Here is a 26,369-nt window from a genome sequence, read left to right on the forward strand (position 1 = left end):
GCGATGCACGACACCGGACCCCGCTCCCTGATCCAGCCTGATCCAAACGAGAGACCCTAAGTGGACGAGATCGACTTTCCACCTGACGTCAAGACGATGCTCTGGATCCTGCTGGGCGAGATGCCCCTGCAGGCCAGGGAGAATCTGGCGTGGGAAAGCCGTCATCTCTACCTTGCCCTGCAGAAGGGGCTGATGGACCTGCGCTCCGCCGCGCGGGAGACCATCCAGCTGGTCGAGGAGTCGTTGCCGCCGGAGGTGGCGCAGCCGTACATCGAGAGCGTGCGCATGCTCACCGATGAGCCCGGCGGCAACGATCCCGTCCAGAAACTGCTCTTCCAGCTGGACGAGCTCGCCAACGGCCAGGTCACCTACTCGCAGTCGATCCAGGGATCGAAGTGGGAGATCATCTCCGAGATCATCATGCTGCTCGCCGAACTGGCGCTGCTGGCAGCACTGATGGCGTTCACCGGCGGGGCGTCGGTGTCGCAGATGTTCCTGGCCAGGGCCCGCAGCAAGCTCGCGATCCTGATGATCATCGACCGGCTGCTGCGCATGACGCACATCGCGCCGTCCCTGAGCGAGGCGATCGAGGAGGCCATCCAGACGCTGGCGGTCCGCCTCGCGCAGATCGGTCTCAACACCGGTGGCCGCAGGCCCGGTGGCATCGACTGGAAGGACGTCGGGGTCGCGGGGGCGTTCGGTGCGCTCACCGGGGCGTTCATGGGGATCTTCGACATGTTCCTGAAGCCGTTCACGAACTACTTCAAGAACCTGCTCGACGACGTGTTCAACAAGTTCAACTTCAAGCCGGACGGCCTGCTGTTCAAGGGGCTGGTGAACGGTCCGCCGACCGTCGTCACGGTCTTCGTGGTCTCGGGCGCCGCCGAGAGTACGGCCGAGGTCATCATCAACGGTGCCTTCTACGACAACTGGAGCTTCAACTGGCAGACCTTCGTCGGGTCGGGCACCAGTGGCCTGTTCGACGTGGGTGCGGGCCTTGCCGTCGGCGGCGGGGCCGCGATCGTCTTCAACAATTACTTCAACAACAACAACCAGTTCACCGATCTCAACAACCTTCCCGCACCTGGCAGTCCACTGGGCGGCGGCGGTTCTGGCCCCTCCGGGACCGCGGGTCCCAATGTGCGGTCCTCGGCCGGCCCTGTCCCGTCAGCGGTGAACAACACTGCGTTCACCCCCGGTCCGGCGGTCGCCCTCCCCAACACGACCGTCTCGACCACCTTCCCGGGCGGGATAGGAAGCGGTATCAACCTGGCGCCGCCTCCGGCGCCGTACAAGCCTCCGGCCGCGCTGAACCCGACGCCCACCGGGGGCTCCGGTACCTCCGGGCCCGGCACGCGCTCGCCGATCGGCACGGGGACCACGGGCGGCACCGGCGGGTTCAACAGTCCGGACGTCCTCGACGGCGTGACCGGCGTGACCGGCGTGACCGGGGTGACCGGCACGACCGGGTCACAGGTTCCGTACCTGCCGCCTCCCTCCCCGTCCAGCTCTCCGTCGACAACCTCCCCCTCCACATTCCCGTCCTCGTCCCAGCCCGACCTCGCGCCGCTGCCGTCCGGGTCGACTACCGGGCCTACGTCGGGGCGCACCTCCCCGACCCCGTACGGCACGGACACCGACCTCACGACGCCGGACCTGTCGCCGGACCTGTCGCCGGAGCAGACGCCCGACCTGTCGCCCGACCTCGCGCCCGGTACGACACCCGACGGGACTTCGGACGTGCCGGGTTCGCAGGGTGACCTTCCCGAGGGGCTCACGACGCCGAAGGGCGCGCCCGCCACGCCGGGGGGCGCACCGTCCTCCTCCAACGCGGATGTCGATGTCGATGTCGACGTGGATGCCGATGCCGATGCCGACGTCGACGCAGACGCCGATGCGGGCGCCGCCCCGCAGGTGACGCCCGTGGGTACGCCGGCCGGCCCGAACGCGCCCGCGCCCGCGCCCGGTGCCTCGCAGGGCACGTCCGGTACGGGGAACCAGTCGCAGCGGTCGCCCGGTCCGCCGGACCAGAACGGTCAGCAGCACGGCACGGACCTGACGGAGCAGGACGGCGTCACCGAGCAGGACGGCCGACCGGATCCCGCCGACGGTCCCGGGCAACCGGGCACACCGCCGCAGACCGGGACGGAACCGCTCCCCGCCGATGCCGACGGGGAGACGGCCACCGGGCCCGGGGCGTCCGTGCCGGAGCCGCTGCCCGCCGGGCCGGACGGGTTCCGCACCTCCTCCGACGATCCTTCGGCAGCCACCGGACCGGTCACGCCCCTGACGACCGCGCCGACGCCGACCCCGCCCGCGACGGCGGCTCCGAACGCACAGTCGGCCGCCCCCGCGCAGCCGCCGTCGACCGGCCGGGCCGGTCCCGAAGCGGGTGCCGCCGCCGCTACCGGACAGGGGCGCCCGGCCCGGGGTGTCCCGGAGGCACCCGGTCCGATCGCGCCGCCCGCCCCGGTGCGGACGACCTCGGGCACGGACGTCCCGTTCCTGGCCGGGCAGGACGAAGGGCGGCCGGAGACGGCCGCGTCGCCGACTCCCGAAGAGACCGCGCCCGAGACCGAGACCGCGCCCGCTCAGGCCCAGGAGCCCGGCCCCAAGGGCAAGGGCGTGGACCGGGGCACGGACCTCGCCGCCGATCAGGCCCCGGACGGCATCAGCGACATCTTCCCGGTCGCCCTCGCCATCGACGAGGCGCTCCGGGACCACGACGACGCCCTCACCGCCTTCAACCGGGCCGCCCGGACCGCGGACCTGCTCAGCAGGCGGGTCGGCAGCGGCCGGGGAGGCAACGAGGACACCGGGAGGTTCCACGAGGCCCGGCAGGACGTCGAGCGGAGCCGGCGGCGGATCGACGCGGCCGTGGACCGGCTGCGCGACCTCGGCGCGGATGCCGCCGCCGACGCCGCGCTCGCCGCGATCGTGCCCAGGGTCCGCCGTACGGAATCCGAACGGCGGCGCACCGCCGCCCTGATCACCGCCGACGACCTGACCGGAGCCCCGCCGAGGCTGCCGGCCGACGGCACCGTCACCGCCGCGGAGCTGACCGCCGGCGGGGTGACGCCGGGCGGGGGCCTCGCCCTCCAGGCCGAGCTGAACGGATCCGTGCGGGTCCAGGACAGCGGACTGGACCCCGTCGGCCACGTCCGGGTGCTGATGAACCGGCCCGGTCCCTGGAGCGAGGCGCTGGACGCCGTCGCGGCCCGCGCCGCACGCCGCACCTGGCGCTCCGCCTACGAGGACTTCGCGCTCGCGACGTTCCGGGCGTCCGGAGTCCCGACCGGCACGGACCCGGCCGACGCCTGGGGGCGGGCGGTGTCGCTGGTGCTGCCGCTGGAGCTGCACCCCGTACTCGCCGACTCCCGCCACGCGGACGCCGAACTGCGCGCTGCCGTGCGGAAGGTGGCCGAACACCTCGCCGTACACGGCACGGACGCCGTCTCGGGCGCGGACCTGGCGCGTCGGACACGGCGTGAGCTGGGGCTCGCGCCGCGGCTGCCCGGCGGTGCGCCCGGGTTCTCCCCGGCGGCGCCGGACCACTCGCGGGCCGCCGCCGAGCTGGAGCGGCTGGCGCTGCTGGACGATCCCCGCGGTGACTTCGACGTGGACGGCCTGGTCCGGCGCGTGCTGCATGTCCCGGCGGCTGTCCAGGTGTCCGCCGGCCTCCATGCCGAGCTGTTCACGTTGGTGGAGAACGCGATGGCCGCCGGATGGTCCTCCAGCGTCGCGTCGTTGGGCGCCTACCACCTGGCGGCCGGGGGCGCCTTGGACCACGGGCGGCACATCGTCCTGGCGGACGGCTCGTACCAGGGGCTGAACCTGACGGACCGGCCGGTGGGCGTCGTGAACACCTCTGAGGTGTGGCAGCGGCGCGACGGCCGGTTCCAGGGCCCCATCGAACCGTTGTGGGACACGGATTCGGGTGCGTACGTGGTCGCGGCGACGGGTGATCACGAACAGGTGCTGATCCCCTGGGGCCAGGGTGAGCTGTCGGTCCCGTGGGGCGAGTTCGTGGAGCTGGTGGCCCGTGATCCGGGGCTGGCCGGGCTTCCGCCGGGCGTTCCGGTGGTGCTGGTGCTGAACCGCGGTGGTGACCAGGGGCTGGTCATGCCGCGGTCGTTGGCGTTCAGGACCGGCCGGAACGGGATCTGGGCGCACAGCGGCCAGGTGGCACTGGTCCATGACGCGGAGACCGGGTTCAGCAGGATCGTCGTCGAGAACCAGCGGGCGCGGAACGTGCCGCTCGGCGGCTGGTTCGGCAGTGACGCGGACGACCTCGGCCCGGACGGCGTCGTGGACGAGGGCTTCGTGACCGCCCTGGACGGGACGGTGATCCCGGACAGCGCGGTCAAGTCGCGGACGATCGCAGAAGAGGGCCGGTCGGTCGGCCGCGTCACGATGTCGGATGCCGACCTCGTGACCAACGAGCCGGTCCTCGAAGCCCTCGACGAGGTCTCCGGGTTCTCGCAGTTCGATCCGGTGACGTCACGGGAGATCGGTACCGCCGTCCCGCTCCTGGAGGACGGGCGGCCGGTCTACCGCTTTTCGCAGCACGGCATGCCGATGCGGGGCGTCATGGAGGTGACGGACGGCCGTCCGCCCGTCCAGGTGGACGGCGTGGAGACGGGCCGCTTCATCAGCCGCCGCCCGAGCATGCGCAAGCTCGGCGCCGGCGCGGTCATCGACCTGGGGTCGTGCTGGGCCGACGCGTTGGCGGAGGACCTGCCGTACCTGACGGACGCGGCGACACCCCCGTACGTCTTCGATGTGCTGGGCATGACGTCGTACGCCCAGGGGGTGGCGAACGGCAGCACCGCCGGTGTGCTGGCGGTGGACCGTGTCCACGCGTACCAGCGCAGCGCCGCGGGCCCGAAGGCGGGTGCGATGGCCGGGCCCTCGGGCGAGCAGGGGGCGCAGGTGCTGCTTCCCCCCGAGCCGCGGGGGGCCGACCTGGCGCGGACGGCGCGGTGGGCGGGGCTGCACTCCGGGGCAGGACCCGTGTCGCCCGAGGACGCGGACGCGACGACGCGGCTGGTGCGGGCGCTGCGCCGGTCGTTCGGCGGGCAGGTGGCGGCGGACCCGGAGTTCCGGACGCTGCTGCGGGGTGCGGGCGCGCTGGAGAACATGCGCCGGGCCGACCCGCACCTGCGGGTGGCGGGCCCGTTCACCCTGCACCATCTGCACCTGGTCGTGCACGCGCGCCATCAGCGCACCGGCAACGACGCGCCCACGCCCGACGAGATCCGTGCCGTGCTCCACGACGCGGCCCGCAGGGCGGACGAGGCCGCGGCCGGGCAGCTGACGCTGCACGGGTACACGCAGTTGCCGTCGTTCGACTGGGCCCTGAGGCGGCTGGGCGGGCAGGACCTCTCCGCCCTCGCCGCCGACGTGCTGCGGCTGCCTCCCGGGCAGGCCGTGACACAGGCGGACGTGAGCCGGCTGGTGTGGGGCACGGTCAAGGGCGCGGAGGCGCTGCGCGGTGTGCCGGACCCGGTGGCGTACGCGAGGAAGGTACTGCACCTGCCGGCGTCGGCCGAGCTGTCGGCGGAGGCGGCCGGGGACCGGCTGTTGTGGCTGATGGCGGGCGCCGCCGTCACGGGGTTCGATCCCTCGGACCCGGCGGATCTGGCCGCGTGGGACCTCGTGCGGAACGGTGCGTTGGACGACAGCACCCAGCTCATGACCCGTGGTGTGGCGATGGGCCGCAACTGGACCGGCCGGCCGGTCACCGGCGACATCAACACCCAGGGATACGTCCTCTCGCCGGACGGCACGGCCGGCAACGGCACGCCGTACGCCCCGGGTTGGCCGGGCGGACCGTCCGGCTCCCCGGCCGACGCGTACGTGATCTACGCGGACAGCGTGAACGGCCACGTGTCGATGCCGTTCCCGGATGGTTCGAGCCGGTGGGTGTCGGGCAGCGAGATCGCCGCGCTGCTGCGCCACGACCGGGTGCACCGGCAGCTCGCGCTGGCCGTCCCGCTGCTCATGGTCGGCACCCACAGCAACCCCGCCGGGCTGGCGCGGCACGTCGCGGGCCGCTCGGGCACGGCGCGCACGACGGTGCTCTCCGAGCTCCCGAGCGCCCCGGTCCTCGACGCGGCGCGCAACGAATACGTCATCGTCCTGGCGGGCGACCCGGCGCAGTCGGCGGCGCACTGGCAGACCGGGCAGCCCGCCGTCCTGCCCGGCACCTCCGACGAACAGGGCACCATCCACACCTTCGCCGGAGGGGACCGCCCGGCCGTGCCGGTGCCCGCTGTCGTCGCCGAGAGCTCGCGCACCGCCGCCACGGTCGTCCCCGCGCCGACGGTGGCACCGCCGGCCGAGGCGAACGTCGACCGTGAGCTGTCGCAGTACGTGCGCGCGCACGGCACCCGGCACGACGGGCACATCGGCCTCGTCATCCACGAGCCGACCCCGGACTCCGTGCTGGACGGACTGCACCGGCAGGTGATCCTGGCTCTCGGGGCCGATCCGGACAGCGCGGCGGGCCAGGAGCTGCGGACCACGCTGAGCGACGTGCTCAGCGCGGAGGAGGTCGAGCTGAACCGGCCCGACCTGCGCAGCCGGCAGGGCCACCGGATCACCGTCCGGCACGACGGCCGGGACCGGTCGGTGGACGTACGGCTCGCCTACACCGGTGCCGTGCGGTCGGCGAAGTACGGGCACAACGGCGACCAGCTCCCGGCGACGCTGCCCGGCATGCAGGTCGAGTACCGGGCCTCGGGCGGACAGATGTCCTCGGACGCGGAGGGCTCGGGCACCTTCCGTACCGGCTCGCTCCCCTGGACCGCGGTCTTCCCGACCGACGGAACCGGCCCGCTGCGCTGGCTGGACGGCACCTTGAACCTGACGGCGACGCACAACCAGCTGGCGGAGTCCATCACCGTCGGCGAGACGTTCCTCGTCCTGAACAAGCAGCAGGCCGAGGACCCGGCCCACCCGATCGACGTCGACGGGCAGTGGCAGGTCCAGGTGGACACGGACCGCGAGGACGCGGTCGGCAACTGGCAGCCCGAGCAGTCGCACGGTGCCCTCACCATCTGGTTCCACGAGCACCTCGCGTTCGACGACCCCGGCACCGGCGAAGAGCTGCCGGAACCCGGTGACGTGGGCGACCTGCCGCTGTGGGGTGTCGACAGCGTCGGCGAACCGCGCCGGCTGCTGACCGAGGTCCTGGCGGACGACGCCTTCGCGGACCTGCGCGACCTGCCCGCCGCTTCGGAGCGGGCGCTGGAGAACTTTCTGCACGAGCAGATGCTGCGCGGCACTCCGCAGCTCCAGATCGACGGCGGGGTGTCCTCCACGACGCTGCTGGACAAGGACGGCAACGCGATCGGCATGCTCCAGCTCACCGCGCGGATCGAACCGGGTGAGCCGCTGCGCAAGAGCCCCGAGGGCAAGGCCCTGCTGGAGACGTGGCTCACGCACACCTCCACCCTGGACCGGTCGGCGAAGTTCACCGCCGGCGTGGGGGCCGAGGTCTCGGGCGGGCCGACGTTCACCACCGACCGCGGCGCGGGACACCCTCGTGCCACGGAGTCGTTCGGTGGGAACTTCCTGGGCAGGGCCGGGGTCAACTGGCAGGTGAACGAGGCGCTCAACACCGTCGAGAGCACGACGATGACGCACGGGCTGCGCTCCAAGAGCAGCCATGTGCTCACCTCGGCCCGCGTCACCTACGAAGTGACGCTGCACCGGGCCGGCGGCGGGCGGGTCACCGGCAGGTTCGGGCCGTGGGACGACGGCCTGCGGCTGCGGATCGCCCAACGGACGACGATGCGCGGAACCCCGCCGTCGGCTGAGGAGCTGCGGGAGCCTCCCGAGCACCTGAAGAACCTGGAGAGCGTCGGATACGCCGAGACCCCCCTGAAGGTCGAGGGGACGGAGCAGATGTTCGCGCGGGCGGAGACGTGGCTGCGACAGGAAGGGTTCCTGCCGCCCGCCGAAGCCCGCGGCAGGACGAACCCGTTCCGGCTGGACGAGCCGCTGGTCCTGGCGCAGCTGGAGAACGTGCGGCGGCTGGCGCAGATGCGTTCGCGGTTCGGCCTGGCCACGGCGCTGGCGGACGCGGTGGACGGCGGGCAGCCGGTGTGGTTCGAGCGGCCGAACACGCTGACGGGCACCCGGCGGGTGCAGCTGCGGTTCTCCGCCACCGGGGACACCGCCCGCCCCTCGGTCCACGAGCGCAGGCTGCCAGACGTCCACCACGTCGGACTCACTTCGCACGAGGCGAGCGGCGGGCGGCAGCGCGGCACCGCGCTGAGCGGTTCGCTGGGCGGCGGCGGAGCGCTCGGCATACCCGTGGCGGACGGCGCCTGGGCGCTGAACCCGGGCCCGGAGTACCTGGGCACCAAGCAGCTCACGGACGCTTCCAACACCGGTGACTCGGTCGCGTACGACCAGTTCATCCTCACCAGCGCGAACGGCAGCGAACTCTTCCGAATACCGGCCAGGCTCGCCCTCGACTTGTACGAGGGCGCCGGTGACGACCCGCTCGTCCGCTTCGCCGACGAGCCGGGCGCGGACGCGGAGGACGGCGCCGAGGACGCGGAGGGGATCGTGCTGCCGGTCGCGGGCGCCGTCCCGCACACCGTGCCTGGCACCGTGACCGTGCTGGTGCCGCACTACCGCACCCGCACCCCGGACAGCGTCCCCGTGCCCGCCGCGCCCAGGGCGGGACACGTGATCCGGCAACCGGTCACCGACGGCGGGGCGACGGACGACTACCGCCGCCTGGACCGCGTCGATGACCGGGGCCACCCGCTGCCGGGGGTGACCAAGCTGCCGGTGGGGGCGCTCGTGGACACCTTCCGGGGCACCGCCGCCCTGACGGAGGCCCTGGGGCAGATCATCGCGGGGACCTACCCGGGGCACCCGGAGGAGGGGGCGGTGGGGCGTGCGGTACGGCGTGCCTCCGCGCAGCTGAACGACCTCGCCACGGAGACCGCCAGGCGGGGCTCTGCGGTCAAGGAGGCGCTGCCCGCGAGCCTGACCGGTGCCGTCAACCGGGTCGGCGCGGCCGCCGGCTGGGCCGCGACGCCGGTGACCTGGGCGGCCAGGACCTCCGCCGACGGGGCGGCGGCGACCTACAAGTGGACGTCCGTCGCCGTGGCGGGAGCCTCGCTGAACGACCAGGGGACCCTGGCGACCGAGGCCCGGCAGGGCGCGATCCGCCCGTCCCAGCTCATCGCCCGCGCCGCGCAGATCCTGGACGGCGTGCACGTGGTGGAGGGCCTGACCCTGCCGGGCATGGCGGCGGACCGGACCATGACGCTGGAGATCAGGGGCTATCTGACCAACCCCCGGCCGCTCGGCTCCGGGTCGCTCTACTCGGAGCAGGACGTCAACTCCGGTGACACCGCGGGCCGGCAGCGTGCCGTCGGGCGCGTCCACCAGGGAACCTTCCAGGTCACCGCGGTGCAGGCGCCGCCTCCGGCGCCCGAGCGGCTGGTTCACCAGGCCAACCCGATCGGCCGCTACGGCCACTCCCGCCGGACCGACGACACCAGCACGGTGGGTTCCACCACGAAGGTCACGCACGCCCTGGAGGAGACGGGCGACAAGCTGTGGATCGTCAACGACGTGACGCTGCTGGTGACGGTCAAGTGGGGCGTGCGCAACGTGGCCGGGAACGCCCTGGGCCTGGGCAGCTTCGAACCGGTGACGGTCGCGATCGACCTCGCCCGCGGCGTGACGTACGTGGCTCCCGCGCAGAGCGTGGCCCGCGCGGCGCGGTGGTTCCAGGGCATGGCGGGCATCCCGGCCCTGACACCGCCCCTGCCCGCCGTCCCCCTTCCCGCCCGCTTCGTACGGAGCCGGCAGCTGGGCAAGGCGGGCGTGCTCTCCGTGACCCAGCTCGACGACACGGCGAACCGCAGGGAGCGGCGCGACCGGCTGGGCCGGGAGCTGACCGCCCTGGTGGAGAGCGAGGCGCCGGGCTCCCTCCGGCCGGGACACGCCGCCCACCTGCCCGGTGTGGAGAGCGAGATCGCCCGCCGCACCGGGCCCGCAGGACTGCGCGCCCTGCCCGGACGCGGCCCCGGCGGCCACACGCGCCTGCACTTCATCCACAGCGCGTTCGGCGGGGTGCGGCTGGTCGAGGTGACCCTGCGCGCCGAGCCGATCCTGCAGACGCCCGCCCTGCGCGACGTACGCGGCCGGCCGGCCGGTGAGGGCAGCGGCCTGGAGCAGGTCGACACCCACATCCCGCAGGCGAGGGCCACGGCCGCCGGCGTCACCAGGACCCGTCAGCTCAATGTCAACGTCATCTCCCGCTACCCGAGGCCCGGCACCACCGGGCGCACCGACCGCGAGGGCCCGGCCCTCGGGCTGACCACCGCCAGGACCCGCACCGCCCGTACCGACACGGCGACGGAGGACCGGTTCTGGACGCGTACGGCACTCGGCGCCGACTTCGAGCTCGACTACCGCGTCACCGCGACGGTCCGCTCCCAGCTCGTGTGGGAGTGGCCGCCCAACATCCCCGGCGGCGTCTTCCAGGGCGGACTCCTGAACCTGTCCGGCCTCGAAGGCGATGTGGCCCAGCGGGTGCGCACCTGGATCCACCGCCTGCTGAACGGCCGGCCGGAGCGCACGATCACGGTCCCGGTCGCGACCGGACTGCGCTTCGTCGGCTCCGAGGCCACGGAGCCGCGTGAGCACGCCGGTCCCCGGCCCCCGGCCCTGCTCACCCGTCACCCGCTGGGGCTGTCGGCGGCCGACGCCGCCGCTCTGGGCACACTGCCGTTCGCGGGCGACGCGCGCCTGCTGCCGACCGGGCCGACGCCGGTGCACGAGGCCAACGCCGTACCGCAGCTGATGCAGGCGCTGCTCCAGGTCGCCCCGCGCACGGCCGCGTCCTGGGGCCTGCCCGCGAACGCCTCTGCGGAGGCCGTCGCCGTCCGCCTGGGCGAGCTGATCCAGTCCGGGGAGGTCAGCCTCGACCCGGCGCGCACTGCGGCCGGCCTGACCACCACGATGCCCGGCAGCTGGCCGCTCCAGGGGCCCGGCACCGCGCCGTCCCTGGAGATCGCCCTGTACAACCCGCGCTCGGCTTCGGACTCGGGCGACGGCGCCGTCGACCGGGTCCGCAGGCAGGTCCGCACCTCCGCGACGACCTCGTCGGCCGGCAGCTCCTTCGCCCTGAGCCTGAACCACCAGAGCAACTTCGGACTGCCGAAGGGCAACTCCCAGCTGGTCGGCCTGACCTTCCCGCTGCTGGCGCAGCAGCCCCACACCAACACCTCCGGCGGCAACGCCTCCGCCTCCCGGTTCACCAGCGTGCGGACCGGCACCGCCGCCGAGCCCGCCGACCGGCGCGGCACGCACGCCCACGAGACGCTGGTCGACACCGTCATCACGGTGACCGGTCCCGAGGGCACCCGGTACGTCACCGGGAGCCTCACCGTGCGGCTGTGGGAACGCGATGTGCTGGGCTTCGGTGTCGCCGGGCCGAGGCCGGGCCCCCGGATCTACGACGTGCCCGCGATGCTCGCCGGCCAGGACGCGGACGATCTTCGGGACTGGACGCGGCATCCGGTCACAGAGCTGCCCGGGGTGCTGGCGGACGGCATCGACGAGCAGGATGCGACGGCGGAGCTGTGGCTCGCGCTCGGACCCGATCCGGACGGCACCCGCCTGGCCCGCGCCCTGTTCGTCGGCTCCCGCACGGCCGCGCTGGCCGGCCGGCCGGTCGAACTGGTCGTCCGTACCGACCAGGGGCTGCGGCACTGGCCGTTCGCCGCCGACGGCTCCCTCGCCGATGCGACCGAGGCCACCCGGGGCGCCTGGGAGGGGATACGGGACGACGTCGGCAACTACCTCCGCGCGGTCCGGGCCGAGGCGACGGCACGGTACCGGGAAGACGTGACGGCGCGCCGGCAGCCCGGCGCGCTGCGGGCCCTGGAGTCCGCCGGCCGTGCCGTGGACACCGCCACCACCGCGCACCGGGCCGCAGACCTGGCCCGCGCCGACGCCGTCCGGACCGCCGAGGCCGCCCGCGCGGAGCTCGACGGCGTCCGGGACCGGATCGCCGACGCGCGGACGGAGATCGCGCGGCTGGAGCAGGCCGGGCGCGACGCGCGGACACTGCACGACGCCGCCGACGAGGAGGAGCAGGGGCTGCGGGAGCCGTGGCAGCGGGCGCTGGCCGAGGTGGAGCGCCTTGAGCGGCTCGACGAGACCTCCCCGGTGACCGGCCAGGCCGCCGCAGACCGGGAGAGCGCACTGGAAGCGGCCGAGGAGCGCGCCGACGCCATCCGGGAGCAGGGGATGGCCGCCCGGGATCAGCGCCTGCGGTACGAGCGCGAGTTCACCGCCGCCCGCGAGGCGGCCGCCGAGGCCAACGCGGCCCTCGACGGGGCCCGCGAGGAGGAGGGCCCCCTCGTCTCGGAGCTCGCCCGCGCCGACGGGGACGTGACCCGGGCGGAGCGTGCGCTGCTGCGGGCGGACGCGGCCCTGCGGCGCGCGACCAGAGCCCGCGACGCGATCCGGAACGAGGTCCGGGGCATCGAGCGGGACCTGACCGGGGCCCGGCAGGACCTGAGCGAGCAGGCGCGCCGTCACACCGAGGCGTGGGGGCGGCTGCCCGGCCTCGTGAGCACCCTGGAGACCGCCCGCCGCGCGGAGGGCAGCGGCACGGAGCCGTCGTTGCTGAGCTCCATGTCCTCTGCGCCCGCCCGGCCGACCCGCTCCGGCCGGTTCGGCGGGCAGCCCCTGCCCGCGCCGCCGCCGCAGGAGCGGACGGCGGCCGCTGCCGCCGCGCCCGCCGTGGCGCCGCCGCCCCCGGCCGCGACGACGGTGCGGCCCTCGCTGCCGGCGGCGGAACTGGCCGCCCTGGCCGGTCTGCTGCCCACGATGGCCGGGCCGGAGCGGACCGCCCGGCTGCTGCCGCTGTCACAGCGGGACCGCGAGGCCCTGGCCGCGGACCGGGAGCTGGTGGCGGCCCTGCGCCGGGGCCTGCCCGCCGACGAGTTCGCCCGCACGGCCGCGCTGCTGATGGTGGATGTCCCGGCCGGTGTCGACCTGAACGTCTCGGCGGGGATCGAGGCGCGGGCCCAGGTGGCGCGGATGCTGCGCTCGCCCGCCGCGGCGGAGCGGATGCTGAACGAGGGCGCGCGGATGATCGTGGTCCCGAAGGACGCGGCCATGACCTCGTTGGAGGCGTTCCGCACCGTCCGGGGGGAGTCGACCGAGGACTCGCGCCCCTTCGACACCGAGCGCGGCGTCCAGCTCGACAGGCAGGTCGCGGCCGCAGAGGAGAACCTGCTGGGGGGCACCACGAGCGTGCCGGGCGCGGGCCTCCACCACGACGGCTACTCCACGACGACCCACGAGTTCGCGCACGCCGTCCACCGCTACGGGCTGACCGGCAGCCAGCGGCGGCTGATCACAGAGGCGTTCGGCGAGAAGACGCGGAAGGGCAGCTTCACGGACTGGCCCGACGGGTCGCTGTACGACGACTCCGGCACGCACCGCAACTACTCCTCCCGTGACGAGTTCGAGTACTTCGCCCAGCTCACCAACGTCTACCTCTCGACGAACGCCGGGACGGACCCGTACACCGGCCTGCCCCGCAACAACGGGACCAAGTGGGTCCGTAAGCACGAGCCGAAGCTGCTGCCGCTGCTGCGGGAGCTGTACGGCCCCGACCCGAGGGGCTTCCATCCCTGGCAGTCCAACCCGCGGCAGGAGGAGGACGTCTGGGCGGGCTTCCGGGCGATGTGGGACACGGCCGGGGACGCGCTCGTGCCGCAGCCCCACGGCCCCGCCCCGGCGCCCGGACACCCGGTCGGGCCCGCCGCCGCGAAGGCTGGTGCCGAGGCGCGGGAGCGTGCCCGCGCGGCCCTGACGGCTCCCCTCGCGCCCCTTCCGGTGCTCAGCCGTGCGGAGCTGAGGCGGAAGGTGCGCGAGGTGGCGGACCGGGAGCCGGCGGGGCGCATGTCCGTCGAGCGGTGCCTGACGCTGCTGGGGGACCTGCGGGACAGCCTGTATCCGCGGGGTGTGCGCCCCGCTGTCACGTTGGACGGCTCGGCGATCCGCTCCGGCCCGGCGTCCTCGCTGGTGGCCGGGCCCGGGTGGCGCGGGGTGCGGTCGTGGGGCGCGGTGGCGGACGCGGTCCGCGCGGCCGGGCCGGGCGCCGTGGGGCTCGTCCTGGCGCGGCGTCAGGACGGCGCGCCGGGGCACGCGTGGGCGGCGTACCACCTCGGCGGGCCGGACGGTGTGGTGTGGGTGGACGTGTCGGCCCGTGCCGACCGCCAGGTGTCGGCGTTCCCGCCGAGGGTCTCGCCGTCCGACGGGCAGGCGCTGGTGATCGACCCCGCCGGGAAGGCCGTGGAGCACGCGCTGGAGGTGTTCGCGCAGTCGTCGTCGACGGCGGCCGCTCTGCTCGACCCGGCGCCCGTGCGCGGCTACGGCGCCATCGGCCTGGAGGTCGAGAAGCGCCAGGTGTTCCTGATCAGCGGGGGCGGCGACCTTCCCCCCAAGCTGGTGCTGGCCACTGCCCCCGGCTTCAAGATCGTCACCGATCACGGCGGGTTCTGGCGGACCGCCGACGGGCGGCTGCACCTCACGTACCCCGCGCTGCCACCGGGAGCGCCGAAGCCCACCCAGACCTCCTATCTCATCGGCGAGATCGTCATCGAGCCGATGGCGGTGCTGCCGGGCGAGCGGAGGCAGTCCCAGGAGAGTGCGCTGGCGAAGCTGGGGAGGATGGAGCGGGCGCTGGACGCCAGGGACGAGCCCGGCGCGGCCAAGGAGATCCCCCTGGCCAAGCTCTTCCCCGCCGGCGACGGCTGGACCACCACAAAGCGCGGTGACAGCATCCTGGTCGGCCCGACCCCGGTCAGGACGAGCCTCTCCTACGTCCAGCCCACCACGGGACTGCCCGCCCTGGGCCTGAGCGTGCTCCAGGACCAGGCGGCGGACCGGCTGCCGCCGGGGCCCTTCGGCTCTGTGGACGGGTCGAGCCGGGAATTCGGGATGAAGGCCCTCTCGGAGGTGCTGCGCGACTTCACCGGCCGCGAGGACGTGCCCGACGTGGCCGTTCCCTTCCTCGCGGTCATACCGGACGTCGACGACATGTGGGGCTATCTGCGCTTCGGCTTCGCCCACACCGTGGCCAGGCCGACCGGCGTCATCCTCAACCGGGGCCCGGCCCCGTTCATGGTCAAGAACGCCCTGGCGGTGGCGTCCCGGCCCTCGCTGGACCGTGTCCTGCGGGCCCTGCGGCCGCGCAGCCGGCAACTCCTCGACCAGCACCACGACGGCATCAGCACAGGTGTCGCCGCCACGCTCGCGAAACTCCTGGAGCTCTACCGGAAGGCCGTCACACCGGGGGAGCCGTTCTTCCCGGGGTTCTTCGACGCGACCATCGGCGACGTGCCCTCCCCCCGCGAGCACCTGACCTCCGTACTGACGGGACGCACCTCGCAGGGCCGGACCGTCACGCAGAAGCAGATGGTCGACATGGACGACGACCAGTACCCGACCCTGGACACCGACGACGGCAGGCTGGCGATCCCGCTGGTCCTCACCGAACTGCGGCACTTCGGCTACGACGGTCCGCTGATGACGTCCGAGGACATCAGGCGCGCCGTCGCCGAGCTGTCGCGGCTCAGCCGGGAGGCCTATCTGCGGGCGCAGATGTACGCGGCCCCGCTGCCCGAGGACGTCCTGCGCGAGTCCATCGGGCGGATCGTGGAGAACCCGGTGGTCCGGGGCCTTGCGGCCTTCGTGCAGATGGCCCTGCTGGCGGGGCTGCCCCGGGCCGGCGGCGGAGCCAACAGGCTGATGTCGGTGGAGGACAGCCAGCGGACCGCCCGCGCGCTGGGCGCCTACGCCCTGGGCACCCCGCTGCCCGCCGACGATCCCGTGCACCGGGCGCTCCGGGCGGCCGTCGACGAGGCGTCCGACGCCATCGACGGCCTCCCCCCGCAGCATCAGCCGAGGCTTCGGGCACTTGTCGATTCGGCGCGGGGCGCCCTCGGCATCCTGGCCGATCCCGGGCGGACGCCGCCGGTCCTGGAGTGGAAGGCGGAGATCGTCGCGCTCGACGGGACCCGGGTCCTGCTGGAGCGGGTGCTGACGGTCACCCACCGGGGCGCGGACGGGCGCTCCGTGGGGCTGTCCTCGCGGCCGGTGCAGGACTGGCAGGACGCTCACCGGCATGCCTACGGGGCGATGCCGGACGCGGGCGGGTTCACGCTGGTGCGGCGGGGGCCGGTGCCGTTGGAGAGCCCGCTGCAGCCGTTGCCGTTCGCCAAGGCGCGGCTGGTGGGCCTTCGCGGCGATGCCCGGGGCGCCGTGCTGGCGCTGTCGGACGGCAGCGACGCGGCCTTCGACTACGCGCGGATCGTGGACCTCCTGTTCGCCGTGGACGGCGATCTGACGGCGGCGCTGCCCGAGACGGCCGTGGTGGTGGCGGGGGCCGATCTGGCGGGTCCGCCGGTAGCCGATCCGCTGGAGGTCCCGCTCCCGGGCCAAGTGCTCTCCGACGGCTTCGACCGCTGGGTGTGGGGGACGGGGAGCGGGCGGGAGCCGGTCCTCGTACCGGGTGAGGGAGGTGCGCCGACGCGGTGGCAGCTGGCGGAGGGGGACTGGTGGGTCGGCTTCCGGCGTGAGCCGTCCACCGCCGAACTGGCCCGGCTCGCGGAGCGGGTGACCGGCGACCGCGGGCGTGCTCCGGCCGTCCGGCGCTGGGTGCGGGCGATCCGGCTGGTCTACGGTCCGCTGCTGGAGGACGACCGGGCGGCGTTCGAGGCGCTGTTGGGCGGGTTCTGGGCGCTGGACCGGGTGCGGGCGGCCAACGGCTCGGAGTCCCTGCTGACCTGGAGCGCTCTGCGGTCCGCGACCGGCGCGTACTTCGCCGATCGCGGGCAGCCGATGCCTCCGTTGCCGGTGGCTCTGCAGTTCCTGCTGGTCGAGGCGGCGGGTGCGGTGGGCGCCGATCTGGAGCTGTCCGGACTCCGGCTCACTCCTCGGTACCAGAGCGTGCGGGCCTGGGACGGGGCCACCCCGGACGCTGTCGGCGGCGGGGCGGCGCCGGACGCGGAGATGTCCCTCTTCGGGCCGACGCCGGGACCCACGACGCAGACCCCCGCGGTGGCCCCTGCGGAGACCGCCGCGGTGACCCCTGCCGTGCCCTCGGCCGTGACCGGAGGTTTCACGGGACCGAACGACGACATCCTTTCGGCGCGGACCATGATCGCCGGGCCTGCCGCGTCCTCCGAGACTTCCACGTCCTCCGCATCGCCCGCCCCTTCGCGGGGGCGCAGCTGGAAGACGGCGTCCGTGAGCCGGGTGCTGCCGGAGGTACGGGTCATCGAGACCCGGGCCGGCGACGTCCCCAAGCAGGTGTCGAGTGAGGCGGCGCCCTGGCCGCAGGACGCGTACGTGGTCTCTGCGGCCGGCGAGAGCGGGCAGGTGCGCCTGCCGGACGGCCGGGTGCTGGACGCCGAGGGGCTGGCCGACGCACTTGAGGCCGATCCCGAGCTGACGAAGCTGGCGAAGGACGTGCCGGTGGTGCTGGCCGTTCCGTTCGCGGGGGCGCAGTACCAGCGGACGCTGCGGACGGTGGCCGACCGGCTGGGGCGGAGGGTGTGGGGCCCCAGCGGTGACGGGCGCCTGATAGCCGACAGTTCGGGGGACGCGCACGTCGTGGTGATGGTCGACCGCGATCCGGACGCGCCGATCGGCCTGTGGATCTCGGTCGACCCCTCCGCGAACACGTCGTACGAGGACCGTCGGTGGACCGCGATGGACGGGACGGTGTTCCGCGACAGCGAGGTGGACACGCGGCCGTTGGCGGACGAGAGCAATGAGCGGTACGGCCGGCTGGCGGTCGCGCAGGGGGACGCGCTGCGATCCCGGGAGAAGCGCTTCCGGATCTTCCGCCAGATGCGCCGGCTGGTGCACCGGACCCACGCCGACACCGGTTACCAGGACACCGGTACGGAGCCGGTGTCGATGGCTTCGGCGGTGTACCTCTTCGCCGCGCACGGCTATCCGGGCCGGATGCGGCTGCCGCTCCTCGACGGCCGGACGGTGCTGCTGGACAAGCGGGAAGCCGCCGCGTACATCACGGGCCTGCGCGAGGTGCGGGAGCTGCCGCCGGGCCACCGGATGCATCTGGAGATCTGCTGGAGCGCGACGGACGGCGACCCGAGGCAGCAGCAGCGCTCGTACGCGCCCGCGCCGCATATCGACGATCCGCTGGAGGACATCCCGCTCATCGGGCACGTCGCGAATCTGAGCCGGATGGAGACGGAGGGCAGCACCAGGCAGACCGGCATGGACAACACCATGCGGGTGGCTCTGGAGGGCGCCGACGGTGAACGCGGCCGCCGGGTCGTCGCCCGTCCCGAGCCACTGGACCACGAGCTGGACCAGCTGGCGCGGGAAGCCGGACTGCACCTCGGCACGGGTGAGGCGTCGCCGGAGGTCCGGGCCACGACGCTGCGGCTGGTACGGGCGTTGCGCGAGGTGTTCGGCAACGTGATCGAGGATCACCGCGGCGTGGTGGGGGGCCGGTACGAGCGGGTGCTGAAGGGGATCGGCGCGCTGGAGCGGATGCGGGCGAACGATCCGGCGATCAGCGGGCTGACGCCGTTCCGCCTGGACATGTGGGCCTTCTTCGTCCAGGAGCACAGCGGGAAGGCTCCGGCTCCGGCCGGGTACGTGGCGTTGCTCGACTTCGCCGCGGCCCGGATCGCGGCCGATCCGGCCGCGAAGCTGACGGAGGAGATACCCGCGCCGGTGCTCGATCTCACCCTCAAGCACATGAGTGAGAACGGCATGGACAAGATGCGGTACGTGCAGTCGCTGCCGCCCGGCGCGCCGTTCACTCCGAGGCACGCGGCCTCCACGCTCTGGGCCATGACCCGTACGGCCCAGATCTTCCGCTCGATGCCGCCCGCCGACCGGGAGACGATGGGCCGCAAGGTTCTCCATCTGAATGTGGGCGCAGTGTGGGACCGGGCCGGGCAGGAGACCCTGTGGAAGCTGACGGCCAAGGCGATCGCGGAGGGCGCGGACGCCTCCGATCACGATCTGCTGGCCGCGCGTCATCTGAAGGAGGCCGGTGCCTTCGGCCCGGCGGCCCTGCTGCGGCAGGGGCCGAACGTCCAGGGTGTGAACTGGTCGGGTACGCCGGCGCCCGCCGGGGTCGACTGGGGCAGGGTGCGGCGGATCGCGCACGGGCCCAACGGCACGGTCACACAGCCGGTTCAGCCGGTCTGGACGGGTCCGGACCGGCCCATGCCGCTGCTGAGCGTGGTCGAGGTGGACTGGGCCGGTTCCCTCGTGCTGCATCTGCCGGGGCGGGCTCCCGTCGAGGTCTCTGAGGGTGAGTTCCTGGCGCTGATGGCGATGGACCCGGCGTTGAACACGGTCCCGCTGAACACCCCGGTGCTGTTCCTGACCACCGGCCCCGGGGCGCTGCCCGACGGGCTGCCGCAGCGGTTCTCCCAGCGCACCGGACGTCCGGCCTTCGGCTACGACGCGCCGATGATGCTGAACGCGCCCGATCCCGCCACCCCACTCGTGATCCTCGCCCTCCCCGACCCGGCCACCAAGAACCCGGGGCAGTGGACCGGGACCGTCCGGCAGTTCGCCGCCCCCGGCACCACCACCGACGCCGCACTCACCGTCTTCGGCACCGCGGCGGCCACCTCCGCCCCGCAGGCGGCGCAGCCGCTCCCGGGCCCCGAGGGCGCTGCCCCGGAGCCGTCCTGGCCGGCGCCGCAGGCCCGGCGGGAGTCCGGCGTCGGCACGTTCCACTTCGCTCCCGGAACCGTCCCGGAGGGCGCCGTCCGCACGGGCACCGGCCCAGGTGAGAGGGACGAGCGGTCCGGCATCGGCTATCCGTCCCCCGCCCGGATCAACGCCGCCCCGGTGTCCCCGGCCGCCACGCAGAACGCCACGCAGAACGCCCCCGGCAACGCCGCGCAGGACGCCCCGGACAACGCCTCGGAGGCGGACACCGGGACCGCTTCCGGCACCGGGACCGCTTCCGGCCCCGGCTGGGCGGTGCGGTCCTGGCGGCCCGCCGGATCGCCGGGCGCGGTGCGGTTCGCGGGCATGTACCGGGACCGCGAGTGGCGACGGCGCGGGGTGGCCCTGGAGTTCGCGTTCGCCGGGCACCTGGGCCGGACCGCCGGGCTCACCGAGTCCGTCCGTGACGCGGTGCGCCGGATGCACGGGGAACTCGCCGGGCGCCACGGCGAGGCCGCTGCCCTGCGGGCCTTCTTCGCCCCGGACGCGGTCGCCGGGAACCCGGCCGCAGAGCTGGAGCGGCTGCTAGCGCTGCCCCCGGGGCCGCTCGCCGTCGACGAACTGATGAGCGCGCTCACGTACGCCTCGTACGCGGGTCCGGGGCTGCCGCGCGAGGTGGCCGAAGCCCTGTCCCGGCCGGCCGGCCGGCGCGCGCGGTTCGCGCCGGGCAGCGCGTACCGGGAGGTGCACGACAGCCGGGGCCTGCGCCGGGTGGGCGGTGACCGGGGGCCCGCGCTGCGGCTGTTGCGGACCTACGCCGCGCTCGGCGCCTCCCCCGCACAGCTGCTCGCGTTCCGCGACGCGGTCATCGCCTGGGCGGTCCCGGCCGATCTGCAGTCGCTGCCGGAGATCCTGAGCGCCTCCCACCGGCTCGGCCTGGGAACCGACGAGGAACGCGACCTCGCGCTGCGCGACGGCGCCGGCCTCCACAACTGGGCCGCGGCCACCGCGGCGGCGACCGACGCGCCCCTTACCGACCCGGACACCCCGCCCGCCGAACCGCTCGTACCGCCGCATCGCGCCCTGTATGCCGAGCGCATGACGTTCGGCCAGGACATCACACGCAGCAGGCTCGCCCTCCCCGGCGACCTCGTGGCCCTGACCGCCGCCGCGCTCGCCGGGGACCCGCTCCCCGACACCGACCGGGGCCGGGCGCTCGGGACCTGGCTGAACCGCTACGGCGACGAGGGCAGGAAGGCCCTGGAGCGGCTGCACCCCGCCCATCTGACGGCCGTGCACCTCTACAGCGGCGCCGACTACCGGCAGATGAAGGCGTTCCTCAACGGCGAGCGGTTCGGCCCCGGCATGGGGCGCCGGCTGGTGCGCCTCAACACCTGGACGATGACCCGGAAGATGGCCGAGGTCGGCGCCGCCGACCTGCTGCCGATGACGCTCCGCAAGCAGCCCGGGTTCACCGCCCTGTTCGACGCGATGTGGGACGTGGACGACCTCCAGGACCCGACCCCGGAGGTGGCCGGCCTGCGGCGACGCCTGGACGCGATGGCCGACGCGCTGTACGAGGACCTGCCGCTGCACGTCGACATGGCGATCGAGGCCCTGGAGCTGCTGCCCCCGCTGAACCGGGACGTCTGGTGGGGCGACCGGGGGATGCCGGGCGCGCTGGGCGAGCCGCCGGCGGACGGACCGGTGTACGGCGGGAACGGGATCACGATGCCGTTCTTCCGCAGCACGGCGCTGGTACGCGAGGAAGCGCTCGGCTTCATGCACCGCAGCAAGGGCGTCCCCGGGGACGCGCACCGGGGGCTGGTGCACGTGGCGGGCTCGACGGCGCGGGAGGTGAGCCCGTTCGTGGTGCTGCCGCTGGAGACCGAGGCCCTGTACCCGCCGGGCGCCTCCTTCGGCGTCTCCACCCGGACGGTCGTTCCGGGCGGCCCGCGCACCGAGCCCTACGAGTCCGTGGAGGCAACGGAGGTGACCCCGCGTCACCGGATGCCCGGCGCCGCCCGGCGGATCGCGGAAGCCGGACCGGCGGACGAGCTGTTCGGCATCGGCCCCTCGACCGGCGCCGCCGAGTCCGGGGAGCGGCCCGCGCCGGTGCTGCGGCCCATCCACGGGCAGGACGGCGAACTCATCGGCGTGGCGTCGTTCGACGACGCGGACTGGGCGGTCCGGCAGGAGCAGTACGCCCGGCTCGGAGGCGCGCGGGGCTTCGTGTCGTGGGAGCGGGACGGCGAGGACCGGCCGGTCGCGACCGAGCGGACGCTGCCGGGCGGCGGCACGGCCGACGGCACGTTCTTCTTCGCGTCGCACGGTGGCCCCGACGGACTCGCCCTGGTCACGGAGGACGGCGGGGTGCGGCGGGACGACGGTACGTACGCGGGGCGGCTCCTGCGCTCGGCGCGAGAGCGTGGCGCCCGCAGTGTGACGGTGCTCGCGTGCGGCCCCGGCGACGTACCGCGCAGCGAGGCGGAGGCCCGCGCGCGGGCCAGGCGGATGGCGGACGGGTCCGGGCTGCCGGTCCATATGCCGGTGGGCCGTGCGGCGGTGTCCGACGGGCTGCCGCACCTGCTGGAGGACGCCGAGGGGGAAGCCACGGTATGGGTGACCGAGTACCCGGACGGCCGGCAGGGCCCCAGGACACCGGCCCCGGACGCGGGCCCCGGCGGGCGCGCCGCGTTCAGCCGTCCGGCGCGGGACCACCTCAACGTCACGGGCGGTACGCCGGACGCAGGCCCGGAGCGGCTCGCCGAAGCGCCCTGGGCGGTGTCGTCCTGGCAGCCGGCCGGGGCCCCGGAGACCGCCCGGTTCACCGGCCTGTACCGGGAACGCGAGTGGCGGCGGGCCGCCGTCGACTGGGAGGACTCCCTCGCCGAGGCGCTGAGCGAGGCCCCCGAACTCGCGGAGGCGGTCGGGGACGTGGTGCGCGAGGTGTACGCGGTGCTCGCCGAGCGGCACGGGGAGGACGCCGCACAGCGCGCCTTCTTCGCGCCGGACGAGGCGCCGCAGGACCCGGTCGCCGAGCTGGAGCGGCTGCTCGGCACGCCTGCGGGCCCGGAGGCGCTGGACGGCCTGATGCGGGTCCTCCTGCGCGCCGCGTACGCCGGCCGGGAGCTGCCCCGCCAGGTCGAGGAGGCCCTCGCCGGGGCCGGCGGCGGCTTCGGCCGGTTCACGGCGGACAGCGCCTACCGCGCGGTGCACGACAGCCGTGGCTTCCGCCGGGTGGGCGGTGAGCGCGGCCCCGCGCTGCGCCTGCTGCGGATGGCCGCCGCGCTCGACCTGCCGCCGACCGTGCTGCCGGCGTTCCGCGCCGCCCTGGCCGCCTGGATGATCCCGGGCGACCTGCAGTCGCTGCACGAGGTGCTGCGCGCCTCCCACCTGATCGGCATGGGCACCGCGGACGAACGCGCCGCCGCCACCCGGGACGGCGCCTCGCTGCACACCTGGGCGGTGGGCCACTTCCTGGGGAGCGGGCTGCTGCCGGCCGACCCGGACAGCGGCGCGCTCGACGCCCTGGCCCCGCCGCACCAGGTCATGTACCAGCAGCGGATGTCGTTCCCGTTCGAGGTCACCGGGACGATGGACGTGCCCGACGCGCTGGTCGCGATGGCCGACGCCGCGCTCGACGGCGCACTCCCGCCCCGGCCCACCGGCAGGCTCCTCGCCATGTCCGCGTGGCTGAACCGGCACGGCGAGCGCGGCGTCGAGGCGCTCCGACGGCTCACCCCGGCCCATATGACGGCCCTGTACCTCTACAGCTCGTACGACTACCGGCTGATGAAGGCGCTGCTCAACGGGGAGCGGCTCGGACAGGGCGTCAGCCGTCATCTGGTGCGCTTCCACACCTGGCGCTACATCCTGGATTCGGCACGCGAGGAGGAGCTGGACATGCCCCCGCTCACCCTGGTGAGCCGGCCGGAGTTCACCGAGCTCTACGAAGCACTGAGCGAACTGCCCGATCTCGATGCGCCGAGCCCGGAGCTGGCCCGGCTGCGGCGCCGCGTCGACACGATGGCGGACCGGCTGCACGGTGAGCTGAAGCTGCACATCGACATGGCCGTCGAGGCGCTGGACATCCTGCCCCCCGTCGGGCGGACCGCCTGGTGGGGCGAGCGCGGGGCGCCCGGGCCCGTGGACGCGCCGGACGTGAACGGCCCCATGTACGGCGAGGGGACGATCGACGTGGCGTTCTTCCGGAGCGCCTCCCTCGTGATCGGGGAGGCGGTCGAGTTCGCACTCGGCGACAAGTCCGTTCCCGCGGGTTCGCACCGCAAGCTGATCGAGATCAGGGACTCGACCGCGCGCGACGGCGTGCCCTTCTTCAAGCACCTGTCGGAGGGGGAGGCGCTGTATCCGCCGGGCATGCGGTTCGACGTCGTCGGCCGGCGGCTCGTCCACACCGAGAAGCGGCCCCCGATGCTGAGCGAGGTGGTGGAGGAGGCGACCCCGGTGCCGGACAGCCTCGCCGCGCTGCCGCAGGACGGCCCGCTGCCCTTCACCCCCGCCGAGTTCGCGGACCCGGACGGGGAACTGTTCGACCTCGGGACCGGGCAGCCGTCCGCCGACGAGGAGACCCGGGCCCCGGCGCGGACGTACGACGAGGACACCTCCGCCGACGGTACGGCGGCAGCGCGGACGGCCCCGTCGGAGGCTCCCGCGCCCGGCTACCGGCGTACCGGACCGGACTCCGTCGAGTTCGGCGGCACCGTGTTCGCGCTCCACGAGTCGCCCGGAGAGGGCGACCGTAGCGTGGACACGCTGCTGTTCGCCCTCCGGTACGTGGCCACCGACGCGCTGCGCGCGGCGGGCGTCGAGACCGCCGGGGAGTTCCGCGACTGGCTGGACCGCACCCTCACCGCCGACGACGTGACCGAGGTGGCGGTGGAGCCGCTCGACGGGGGCCGGAGCCTTCCGCTGGGTCTCCTCGACCGGATCGGCGTAGCGCTCCCGGTCGATCAGCGTGCGGAGGCGATCCTGCTGGGCGACCGGTTCCCGGCCGCACGGATCTCCCCGGACCCCGTTCAGCGTCTCCGGGCGCTGCTCAGCGACCCCTCCTACGGGGGCGAGGGCGTGGACGTGCCGTTGGTGCCGCTCGTGGCGGCGGCGGCTCGCGGGCTCGGCGTCGCGGTGGCCGTGGCGGGCCCGGACGGCACGACGACGCTCCACGGCGAACCCACCGCGGGCACACCGGCCGCCCTCCTGGTCCGGGACGGGGACCGCCTGCTCGCCGGACTGCCGGACGGGCCGGACGCCACCGCCACCGCCACCGGGAGCGAGGCACGGCTGCGCCGGGTGGCGGACGCCCTGACCGGCGCGCCGCTCCCGGTGCGGGACCTGCTGACGGCCCGTCCGGCGCCGGAGTGGGTCCTGACCCGCATCCGCTACGCGCGGGAGGCGAAGCGTTTCGAGCAGCGCCTCGGCCGGTATCTCGGCGGTCACGAAGCGGCGAACGCCCAGCTCGGCGTGATGGTGCGCGAGCTGTGGGAGCGGGCCGCGGCGGTGGGCCGCTGGTCGGAGCTGGGCTCGGACGACCCCACCGTGGACGGCGCGGTGGGCACCGGCCGGGAGCGGCTCCTGGCGGTGGTCGAGTCGGGCAACCTGCGGGAGCGGATGGCAATGCTGTGGATCGGTGCCCAGTCGCCGGACGGGCACGGCGGACTGATCTCGGACCTGCTGGGCAGCCCAGACCCGAACCCCGAGGTGATCACCGCCGAATACCGGGCGTCGAGGCCGCAGTCGGCGGCGATGACGGCCTACACGGCGCTGAGCGGGCGGCCGGACCGGACCCCCGGCGAGCAGGCGCTGGTGGACGAGGCCGGGCGGACGCTGCGCACACCGGTGCGCCCCGAGGACCTCTCGCCGCCGCTGAGCGAGGCCGAGCGGGCCCTGACGGGGCAGGCGGACCTGGCCCTGACGGGGCAGGCGGACCTCCCGTGGATCCCGGGGACGAACCGGTTCCACATCGCGATGAGCACCCCCGTGCAGTCCGACGCGGAAGCGGACGGCAGCCTGGTCCTGGCCGGCACCTCGGGATCGGCCCACCGGCTGATGTCGCAGGCCGCGAAGATGCGCGAGGCATGGGGCCTGGACGTCGATCTGGGCCTGGTGCGGCTCGGGGTGATGGCCGAGATGCTGCAGGCGGAGCACCACTCCCTGGACGAGATCATGCGCGGCTCCCAGCTCGTCCTGGACCGTCTGCGGCGGAGCGGCAGCCCGGAGCCGGCCGAGCTCGACTACACCGGCAACTGGGGCCGTTACTGGCGCATCGCCCCGCTGACCGAGGCGGAGCTGCGCGCACACGTGGCCACGGACGGCCGGTTCCCCGACGAACACGCGCTGGGCACGGCGCCGGACCTCCCGGGCGACCCGGAGGCACCGGATCCGCCGGGCGACCCGGCCGTGATCGCTTGGCTGGCGGCCCATCAGAACTCCCTGGAGGAAGTCCTCCAGATCCTGGAGGCGCTGAGCCCGGACATCCTGTCCGGCCCCGACGACGGGGTCCTGACCGAAGAGCGGCTGGAGCGGCTGATCGACGCCTGGCTCCGCGCGCGGGGCCTGGACACGTCCGGCTCCCTGGCCGGAAAGCTCCGCCGCATACTGGACGACCGCGCCTAACTTCC

1 protein-coding gene is annotated in these 26,369 nt (G+C 74.4%); it reads left to right on the plus strand.

Annotation, left to right across the window (positions count from 1 at the left end; all coding sequences use genetic code 11):
* Window positions 1-60 precede the first annotated feature (60 nt).
* Window positions 61-26,364 (plus strand): lonely Cys domain-containing protein, encoded by a 26,304-nt coding sequence (locus OG892_RS20845; RefSeq protein WP_371629942.1) that lies wholly within the window; start codon window positions 61-63, stop codon window positions 26,362-26,364.
* Window positions 26,365-26,369: the final 5 nt, after the last annotated feature.

It is taken from the genome of Streptomyces sp. NBC_00341, from assembly GCF_041435055.1.
Lineage (GTDB): Bacteria > Actinomycetota > Actinomycetes > Streptomycetales > Streptomycetaceae > Streptomyces.